This is a genomic window from Streptomyces tauricus, assembly GCF_014650955.1.
Taxonomy (GTDB): domain Bacteria; phylum Actinomycetota; class Actinomycetes; order Streptomycetales; family Streptomycetaceae; genus Streptomyces; species Streptomyces tauricus.
The window spans coordinates 1-10,028 of sequence record NZ_BMVY01000075.1; the positions used below are offsets into that span (position 1 = coordinate 1).

The following is a 10,028-nucleotide window of genomic DNA, read 5'->3' on the forward strand; positions in this document are numbered from 1 at the left end:
GGCGGCCCCGCCCGCGCCGCGCGCCGGGCAGCTCGCCGCCGCCCTCCCCACCGGCTGGGCCACCGTCGTCAACGCCGGCAGCGGCAAGTGCGTCGACGCCCGGGCCGCCGGAACCGCCGACGGCACCGCCGTCCAGCAGTACGCGTGCAACAGCAGCCAGGCCCAGCAGTGGCAGCTGCGTGACACCGGTGACGGGCGGGTCCGGGTCGACAACCGCGCCGACGCCACGAAGAGCTGGGACGTCGCCGACGTCTCGGCCGCCGACGGCGCGGCCGTGCAGCTGTGGACGTACGGCGGCGGGACGAACCAGCAGTGGCAGCCCGTCGCGGACGCGGGCGGGACGACCTATCACTTCGTGAACCGGAACAGCGGCAAGTGCCTCGACGTGCCGAGCGCGTCGACCGCCGACGGCGTCCAGCTCCAGCAGTGGACCTGCAACGGTTCCGCCGCCCAGTCCTTCCGCGTCGATCCAGTGGCCGCGCAGCAGCCGCCCGGCACCCCTGACCTGGGCCCGAACGTGACCGTGTTCGACCCGTCCACCCCGGCCGCCACCATCCAGAACAGCCTGAACGCGGCCTTCGCCCAGCAGGAGACCAACCAGTTCGGCACCGCCCGCAAGGCCTTCCTCTTCAAACCGGGCACCTACGACGCCAACGCCAACGTCGGCTTCTACACGCAGGTCGCGGGACTCGGCCTCTCCCCCGACGACGTCAACATCCGCGGCTCGGTGCACGCCGAGGCCGACTGGTTCCAGGGCAACGCCACCCAGAACTTCTGGCGCTCGGCGGAGAACCTGTCCGTGACCCCGACCTCCGGCACCGACCGCTGGGCCGTCTCGCAGGCGGCCCCGTACCGCCGGATGCATCTGCGCGGCAACCTCCAGCTCGACGACGGCGGCTGGTCGAGCGGCGGCTACATGGCCGACACGAAGATCGACGGGCAGGTCAGGTCGGGCTCGCAGCAGCAGTGGCTGTCGCGGAACACCGAGTGGTCGAGCTGGACGGGCTCCAACTGGAACATGGTCTTCGTCGGCGCGCAGAACGCCCCCGCGAACACCTTCCCCAGTCCCCCGTACACGACGGTCGACCGTGCGCCCGTCACCCGCGAGAAGCCCTTCCTGTACGTGGACGCGGCCAGCGCGTACAAGGTGTTCGTCCCCGCCGTACGCACCGACTCGCGCGGCACCACCTGGGCGGCCGGCACCCCGGCGGGCGCCTCGCTGCCGCTGTCGGACTTCTTCGTCGTCAAGCCGGGCGCGACGGCGGCACAGATGAACGACGCTCTCGCGCAGGGCAAGAACCTGCTGGTCACCCCCGGCGTCTACCACCTGAACCAGACCCTCAAGGTGACCCGGCCCGACACCGTCGTACTCGGCCTCGGCCTGGCGACCCTCATCCCGGACAACGGGATCACGGCCATGACGGTCGCCGACGTGGACGGAGTCAAGCTCGCCGGGATCCTCTTCGACGCGGGGACCACCAACTCGGCGCAGCTCCTGGAGATGGGCCCGGGCGGCTCGTCGGCCGACCACGGCGGCAACCCCAGCTCCCTGCACGACGTGTTCTTCCGGATCGGCGGCGCGGCCGTCGGCAAGGCCACCACCAGCCTCACGGTCAACAGCGACGACGTCATCGGCGACCATCTGTGGATCTGGCGCGCCGACCACGGCAACGGCGTCGGCTGGAACACCAACACCGCGGACACCGGGCTCGTCGTCAACGGCGACGACGTCACCATGTACGGCCTGTTCGTCGAGCACTACCAGAAGCACCAGACGATCTGGAACGGCAACGGCGGGCGCACGTACTTCTACCAGAACGAGATGCCCTACGACCCGCCCCACCAGGCGGCCTGGATGAACGGTTCGACGCAGGGCTACGCCGCCTACAAGGTCGCGAACTCCGTGACCAGCCACCAGGTGTACGGCTTCGGCAGCTACTGCTACTTCAACGTGAACCCGGCCGTCACCGCCGAACACGCCATCGAGGCCCCGAACTCGGCGAACGTGCGCTTCCGCAGCATGGTGACGGTCTCGCTCGGCGGCACCGGCACGATCCGCCATGTCGTCAACGATCGCGGCGGCCCGTCCAACTCCGCCACCAACGTCGCCAACCTCGTCAGCTACCCGTGACAGCGCGCACGTACGACGAGTCGACGTACAGGAAGGGGCACATCATGAACGGGATCAGAACGTCCGGTCCGGTACGCATCGCCCTCCAGGTGCTCGTCCTGCTGGCGACCCTGCTGGGACTGGCGGCGCCGCCCGCCCACGCGGCCCCGAAGGCGGCGCCCTTCAAGGTGCTCGCCCTCTACAGCGGTACGTGGGACGCCGCGCACATCAGCTTCGTCCGCGAGGCCAACCAGTGGTTCCCGGCCCGGGCCGCCGAGAACGGCTTCACCTACACGGCGAGCACCAACTGGAACCTGCTGTCCAACGGGGGCGTCGACGCGTACCAGGTCGTCCTCTTCCTCGACGACCTGCCGCAGAGCGCCGCCCAGCGGTCCGGCTTCGAGCGGTACATGCGCGCGGGCGGCGGCTGGCTGGGCTTCCATGTCTCCGCCTTCACCACCGAGGCGCAGCAATGGCCCTGGTATCACCAGCAGTTCCTCGGCAGCGGCAATTTCAAGTCGAACACCTGGGGTCCGACGTCGGCCACTCTGCGGGTGGAGGACCGCACCCATCCCTCCACCGGCAACCTGCCCGCCACCTTCGCGTCGTCGGTCAACGAGTGGTACAGCTGGTCGAACGACCTACGGCGCAATCCGGACATCAAGATCCTGGCCTCCATCGACCCGGGCAGCTTCCCGGTGGGCACTGATCCGAACCAGACCTGGTACAGCGGCTACTACCCGGTTCTGTGGACCAACACGAAGTACCGGATGCTCTACGCGAACGTCGGTCACAACGCGATGGACTACGCGACGAACACCCCGCTGTCGTCCACCTTCGCCAGTGCCTCCCAGAACCGTTTTCTGCTCGACGGACTGAAGTGGCTCGGTGGCGCAGCGCAACGAGATCAGGACAGGTCGATCGTCCGTTCGTGACCCAAGTCCCGCCGTCGTGGGCTAGATTTCGAACGCCCTCGATTCCGGACTCCATCGGAGGGGCGCTCTGAGGAGATTCTGGAGCGGCACATGCACCCCTTGGAAGTATCCAGACAGGCCTCGCCCCTGATGCAGGGCGGGCTCGCGGACAGTCTCTTCGAGACAGCTGAACGCGACCCCTTCCTGCCGCAACTGGCACGCCGCTCCGACACCTCTCCCGCAGCCTGGTCGCAGGTCACCGCGATCGAGCTGCGGGACCAGGTGCTGGACGTGGCGCGGGGCTTCATCGCGGCCGGGATCTTCCCGGGCCACCGCGTGGCCGTCATGGCACGCACCCGCTACGAGTGGACCGTGCTCAGTTACGCCCTGTGGACGGTGGGCGCCGAGATCGTCCCGATCTATCCGACCTCCTCGCACGAGCAGGTCGCGTGGATCCTCCGGGACGCGGGCTGTGTCGCCGTGGTGGTGGAGGACGAGCAGGGCATCATGACGGTCGGCTCGGTGTGCGCCACGCTGCCGTCCCTGCGGCACGTCTGGCAGCTCGACGCCGGGGCGCTGGCGGACCTGGCGGAGGCGGGCCTGTCGGTGCCGGTCACCACCGTCGAGTCGATGCGCCGGATCGTGCTGCCGGACTCGACGGCCGTCATCGCCTACACCTCGGGCACGACGGGACACCCCAAGGGCTGCGCGCTCAGCCACAGCAGTCTGGCGAGCCCCTGCGACACCCTGCTGGCCGGGTGGGGACACACCGCGGCGCCTCCCGGGCAGCAGCCCGCCGTCCTGGCCTTCCTGCCCTTCTCCCATGTCTACGGCCTGATGATCCAGGGGCTGTGCATGCGCGGCGGGATCCTCATGGGCCATGAGCCCGACCTGCGCGCGGAGACCCTGGCCGAGTCCCTGTTGTCGTTCCGGCCCACCTATCTCTACGCCGTCCCGTACGTCTTCGAGAAGCTGTACAAGAATTTCCTCCGCAAGGCCGAAGAGGCGGGCAAGGGCGCCCTGTTCGAGCGTGCCGTCCGGACCGCGCAGGACTTCGCGGCGGCGGCCGAGCGGCAGCGGCTGGGCACGGGCGCGGGCCCCGGCCTCGATCTGCGGCTGCAGCACGCCGTCTACGACAAGACGGTGTACCGCAAACTCCGCGCCGCCCTGGGCGGACGGGTGTGCGGCGCCGTCTCGGGCGGCTCCCCCCTCAACCGTGAACTGGCCCTGTTCTACGCGGGAATCGGGATCTTCGTCCACGACGGATACGGGCTCACGGAGACGAGCGGCGGCATCACGGCCCAGCCCGTCGGCCGGGAGAAGTCCGGCACCGTGGGACAGCCGCTGCCCGACACGGAGATCCATGTGGCCGACGACGGGGAGATCCTCGTCCGGGGGCCCTCGGTCTTCCAGGGCTACGTCAACGACGAGGCGGGCAACCGGGAGGCGCTGCACAACGGCTGGCTGGCCACCGGCGACATCGGCAGGCTCGACACCGAGGGCTATCTGAGCATCACCGGCCGCAAGAAGGACATCGTCATCACGAGCGGCGGCAAGAGTGTCGCCCCCGCCGCTCTCGAAGAGCGCCTGCGCGTCCATCCGCTGGTCCACCAGGCGGTCGTCGTGGGGGACAACCGGCCCTGTGTGGGCGCCCTGATCACCCTCGATCCCGAGTACCTCGCGCACTGGCGCTCGGTGCACGCCGTGCCGGGCGACGCCCACGACCGCGAACTGCGCGAGGAGCACGCCCTGCGGGAGGAGATCAACCGCGCTGTCGGCGCGGCCAACTCCACCGTGTCGCGCTCGGAGTCCATTCGTGTGTACCGGGTGCTGCCGGAGGCGTTCGACCTGGCCAACGGGCTGCTCACCCCCTCGATGAAGCTGCGCAGGGACGCCATCGCGGAGCGGTACGCGGCCGAGATCGAGGCGATGTACCAGTCGTCGCGCACTCCCCGGGCCCTGCCGCCCGCTCCCAGCGCCGACCCCTTCAGCTGGGACGAGACGGACAACGTCTTCGGCTGAGCCGTCGCCGGCACCCGGGTGCCGTTCGCGTCCGGGCGGGCCGACCGTGGTCCCGTCCGGTCCGCCGTGGTCCCATGGACCCTGCCCGCACAGTTCTGTGCGGACTCACCCGTCGCGACGGCACCGAGGGCCGCGCGACGGGGCCGGAACCGGGGGAGACACATGCGACGAGTACACGGTGGCCGGTGGCCGGCCTGGGCCGCGACGGCGGTACTGTTGACGGTCGCCGCGGCCTGCGGAAACCCGGACGCCGGAGCCGGAGACGCGGGCAGCGGCACCGGCACCGGCACCGGGGATGCCGGCAGCGGCTCCCCCACCCCGTCCGGGCCACGCCCCTCCCCCTCGCACGCCCGCTTCGTCGACGACATCGAGTGGTCCGACGGCGGCGGTCGCGTGGGCATGTACTACGCGGCCGGGCGCGGTCTCATGGAGCAGCACCAGGAGACCGCGGGCGGACCGTGGAGCAGGCCCCGCCTGGTGTACGCGACCGAGGGCGACGCGTGTCAGAGCATCACGCTCAAGGCGTTCCGCGGCACGGTCACGGCGATCGCCAACTGGGGTGTGTACTGCGCGGACGGCGAACCGCCGACGGAGTCGGTCGCGGCGGTCGGCACCCGCGGTCTCTCGGCCTGGGACACCAAGGCCACCGAGGACTTCGACGGCTGGGAGAAGGCCGCGCCGGTGGCCGGCACCGGAGATCTGCTGTTCACGAACTCGTCCACCGAGTGGCTCACACGCCTGCGCTGGAGCCCCACGGGCGGCTTCGGCGAGGTGGAGGACATCCGCCGCTAGGTGGCTGCCGGCGGGTCGTCCGGTCCGGCCGCGCGGAAATTTGTGTCGTGCACGCTTCTTGACGCCTCTTGATCGAGCGACTTACTTTCGCAGCGTCGTAGCGATTAAAACGATTCAACTCTCCCTGGACCCCTCAGGGGTCTTCTTTGTGCTGCCCTCCAAGAGCGGACAGGAACCATGAACGACCACACCGCAGTTCCCCGGACGGGCCTCCCCCGCCGTACCGTCCTCGCCGCCGCGGCGGCCACGGCGGCCGCCGCAGGCGTCATCGACTGGGCGGCGCCCGGCAGCGCCTCGGCCGCGACCTCGGCCGCCCCCGCGGGAGCCACCGGCCCCTCCTCCCCGCGGTTCGCCGAGCCGGGCCGCGCGGTGCGCCCGAAGTTCCGCTGGTGGTGGCCGGACGGCCTGGTGCAGCCGGACGAGATCAGACGCGAGATCGACCAGATCGCCGACGCGGGCTTCGGCGGCGCCGAGATAGCCGCCGTCCACCACAGCGTCACCGACACCTCGGCCCTGGACACCGCCCGCCACGGCTGGGGAACCGCCGCCTGGGTCGCGGGAGTCGAGGCCGCGCTGAGCCAGGCCGCCCGGCGGGGTCTCACCGTCGACCTCACCGTCGGGCCCAGCTGGCCCGCCGCCGTCCCCGGCATCACCCCCGACAGCGACGCGGCCGTCAAGGAACTGGCCCACGGAGCGGCCACCCTGGCCCCGGGCGCCACGTTCTCCGGCCCGGTCCCGGCACCCGTCCACGAGGCGGCGTCCGGCGTGACCGAGCAGCGGCTGCTCGCCGTGCAGGCGGCCCGGGTCAACACCGCGAACTCCACCCGCAAGGAGACCGGGCTCGACCTGGACTCGGTCCGCGACCTCACCTCCACCGTCAGCGGCAGCGCCCTGAACTGGACCGCGCCCGACGACGGCACCTGGGTCGTGATCGCGTACTGGGTGCGCGGCTCCGGCCAGACCCCGGAGGCCGGACCGCACACCGACCCGCCCGCCTACGTCGTCGACCACTTCAGCGCAGCCGGCACCCGCGCGATCACCGACTTCTGGGAGAGGCACATCCTCACGAAGTCGGTCCGCCGCCTGCTGAAGGTGTCCGGCGGGGCGCTCTTCGAGGACTCCATCGAGCTGGAGACCGACGGACTCCAGTGGACGCCCGGCCTGCCCGACGCGTTCCGCGCGCACACCGGCCGGGCCCTGCTGCCGCTGCTGCCCGCCCTGGTCCTGGACAACAGCAACCAGGTGTACGCCTTCGAGGCCGCCGTCACCCGCCAGATCCGGCACGACTTCTGGGAGACGGTCTCCACCCTCTTCAACGAGCACCACGTCACGGCGCTGCGCACCTGGGCCCACTCGCTCGGCCTGCGACTGCGGTCGCAGCCCTACGGGTTGCAGACCGACGCCATCGCCACGGCCGCGATCCTCGACATCGCCGAGGGCGAGTCACTGGGCTTCAAGAACCTCGACGACTACCGGTGCCTGGCCGGTGGCCGAGACATGGCGGGGCACACCGTGCTCTCGTGCGAGGCGGGCGCGTACACGGGCGGCGCGTACAGCACCACGTGGCAGAAGTTCCTGCGCACGATGGGCGGCGCCTATGCCGCCGGGGTCAACCAGACGGTCGTGCACGGCTTCTCCTACGCGGAGTTCCCGGGCGTCAACTGGCCGGGCTACGCGGCCTTCACCCCGTACAAGGGTGTGGCCGGGTACGGCGAGTCCTGGGGGCCCAGGCATCCCACCTGGAACCACGTCCCGGACGTCTCCGGCTACCTGGGCCGAGTGCACCAGGTGCTGCAGACCGGCAAGGCCAAGGCGGACGTGGCGGTGTTCCGGCAGACCGGTTACACGGCCACCGGTATCGGCGCGTCCTGGTTCACCTCGACGGGCATCACGCTCGGCTGGAGCCACCAGTTCCTCAGCGGCCCGCTCCTCGACCTGCCGTCCGCCGTCGTACGCAAGGGACGGCTCGCGCCGGACGGCCCCGCCTACAAGGCCCTGTTCGTCGAGGGCGACTTCTTCTACGGGTCCACGGTGACGCTCGCCCTGCGGGACGCGCGCGCCCTGCTGCGGTTCAGCCGTGCCGGGCTGCCGATCGTGCTGCTCGGCGCCTGGGACACGGTGGTGCCGCCCGGCGTCCCGGACACCGGCGAGAGCGACGAACTGCTGTCCGTGGTCAAGGAGTTGCTGGCCAGGCCGCTGGTCCGCAAGGTCACCGACAAGACGTTGGTCGGCGACGCGCTGACCGCGCTCGGAGTGCGGCCCGACGTCGGGTACGCGACCGCTTCCACGCTCCTCAACGCCCACCGGGTGGCGGACGGCGTCGACTACTACTACCTGTGCAACGGCAAGCACGCCGAGACGGTCAAGCCGGCGGTCGCCGCGATCGACCACGAGGTCACCCTGCACCGCACCACGGCCAAGGGTGTGCCGTACCTGCTGGACCCGTGGACCGGGAAGGCCGAGCGCGTCGCCCGCTACACGGAGGACGGCGACTCGGTCACCGTGCGGGTGACCCTGCAGCCCGCGGAGACCCTCATCGTGGCGATCGGCAGGCCGGGGCTCTTCGGCGACCGCAACGGCTCCCGCCCGTACGCCGTCGACAGCGAGGCCGAGGAGGTGCGCTTCACGGACGCGGGCCTCACCGTCCGGGCGACGGCCGCGGGCACGTACCGGACCGAACTCTCCAAGGGACGTGCCGTCAGCGCCACGCTCAAGGACATCCCCGAGCCGATGGAACTGACGTCGTGGAACCTGCGGGTCCAGGACTGGCGGCCCGGCGCCTCGGCCACCAGGACCACGGTCGTCGAGCACGAGGTGACGCTGGACGCGCTGGTGCCCTGGTCGCAGATTCCCGAGCTCGCGGATGTCTCGGGCATCGGCCGCTACCGCACCACCGTCACCCTCGGCCGCGGCTGGACCGGCGGGCACGGCGCACGTCTGGAGCTGGGCTCGGTCACCGACACCTGCCGGGTCACGGTCAACGGCCACCGGCTCGACCCGGTCGACCAGATCCACCCCGTGGTGGACCTCGGCGACCTGCTCGAACGCGGCACGAACGTCATCGAGGTCGAGGTGGCCACCCCGCTCGCCAACCGCCTGCGGATCAGCGACCCCGCGGTGTACGGCGGCCTGACCCGAGCGGCGTACGGCCTCCTGGGCCCGGTCCGCCTGATCCCGTACGGCGAAACCCGCATCGCCTGACCGGCCCCCGGCCGACCGGCCGGACGCTGCACGAGCGCCCGGCCGGCAGCCGGTTCCGGTACGGAACTCCGGCGGGCCGGGTCCGGTACAGGACTCCGACGGGCCGGGTCCGGTACAGGACTCCGGCGGGCCGGGTCCGGTACAGGACTCCGGCGGGCCGGGTCCGGTGCACGATACCCGGCCAACCGGACCCAGTGCCCAACTCCCGGCCGGCCAGGGCCGATACACGCCGTGCGGCAAACCGGAGGGGGTGCATGACGCCTGGCCGGCCAGGGCCGCTGCACGGCGCCCGGGCAACCGGAGCCGGTACCCAACCTCCGGCCGGCCCGGACCGGAGTACGACGTCCGCACAACCGGAGCCCGTGCCCAACCTCCGGCCGGCCAGGGCCGATACACAACGCCCGGCCAACCGGAGCGGGTGCACGACGCACGGGCGGCCAGGGCCGATGCACGGCGCCCGGGCAACCGGAGACGGTACCCAACCTCCGGCCGGCCCGGACCGGAGTACGACGTCCGCACAACCGGAGCCCGTGCCCAACCTCCGGCCGGCCAGGGCCGATACACAACGCCCGGCCAACCGGAGCGGGTGCACGACGCACGGGCGGCCAGGGCCGATGCACGGCGTCCGGGCAACCGGAGCCGGTATACGACGTACGGACGGCTGAGGTCGGTGCACGGCGTCCGGATAACCGGGGGCCGTGTACGGCGTCCGGACGGTCGGAGCCGGTGCACGGCGTCCGTACGGCCCGGGCCGGTGTACGACGCCCGGATAGCCGAAGTCGGTGCTCGGCGTCCGGACGGTCGGTTTCGACGCACGGCACCCGGCGGCCGGAGGCGATCCATCGGCGTCCAGCCGGCCGCAGCCGCTGCACGGCGTCGGCCCGCGCGGCGCTGATCGCGACCGTCCGGCCGTCCGGCCGGGCTTGCGGCGCCCCGCCGGGTCGGTCGGCCGGTCACTCGGCGCTGCGTCCGCCCCGTCGGACCCCGCG

General features: G+C 71.5%; 4 protein-coding genes and 1 pseudogene. All 5 read left to right on the forward strand.

Annotation, left to right across the window (positions count from 1 at the left end; all coding sequences use genetic code 11):
- Nucleotides 1-2,131: RICIN domain-containing protein (locus tag IE278_RS41325; RefSeq protein WP_189780178.1), on the forward strand; the 2,131-nt coding region annotated here is incomplete at its 5' end.
- Between the two features lie 44 nt (nt 2,132-2,175).
- Nucleotides 2,176-3,006 (forward strand): annotated as a pseudogene (locus tag IE278_RS41330) (ThuA domain-containing protein); the annotation flags it as partial.
- Between the two features lie 129 nt (nt 3,007-3,135).
- Nucleotides 3,136-5,046: an AMP-dependent synthetase/ligase gene (locus IE278_RS41335; RefSeq protein ID WP_246571808.1), complete on the forward strand. Its 1,911-nt coding sequence runs from the start codon at nt 3,136-3,138 to the stop codon at nt 5,044-5,046.
- Nucleotides 5,047-5,208: 162 nt separating this feature from the next.
- A complete protein-coding gene (locus IE278_RS41340; protein WP_189780180.1) occupies nt 5,209-5,838 on the forward strand; it encodes a hypothetical protein in 630 nt (209 codons plus the stop codon).
- A gap of 177 nt (nt 5,839-6,015) precedes the next feature.
- Nucleotides 6,016-9,039, forward strand: coding sequence for a glycosyl hydrolase (locus IE278_RS41345; protein WP_189780181.1), 3,024 nt, complete (start codon nt 6,016-6,018; stop codon nt 9,037-9,039).
- Nucleotides 9,040-10,028: the final 989 nt, after the last annotated feature.

Excerpts from the sequence above, each read along its gene's own strand:
- IE278_RS41335 (WP_246571808.1), top strand. The coding sequence starts at position 3,136 with ATGCACCCCTTGGAAGTATCCAGACAGGCCTCGCCCCTGATGCAGGGC.
- IE278_RS41340 (WP_189780180.1), top strand. The coding sequence starts at position 5,209 with ATGCGACGAGTACACGGTGGCCGGTGGCCGGCCTGGGCCGCGACGGCG.
- IE278_RS41345 (WP_189780181.1), top strand. The coding sequence starts at position 6,016 with ATGAACGACCACACCGCAGTTCCCCGGACGGGCCTCCCCCGCCGTACC.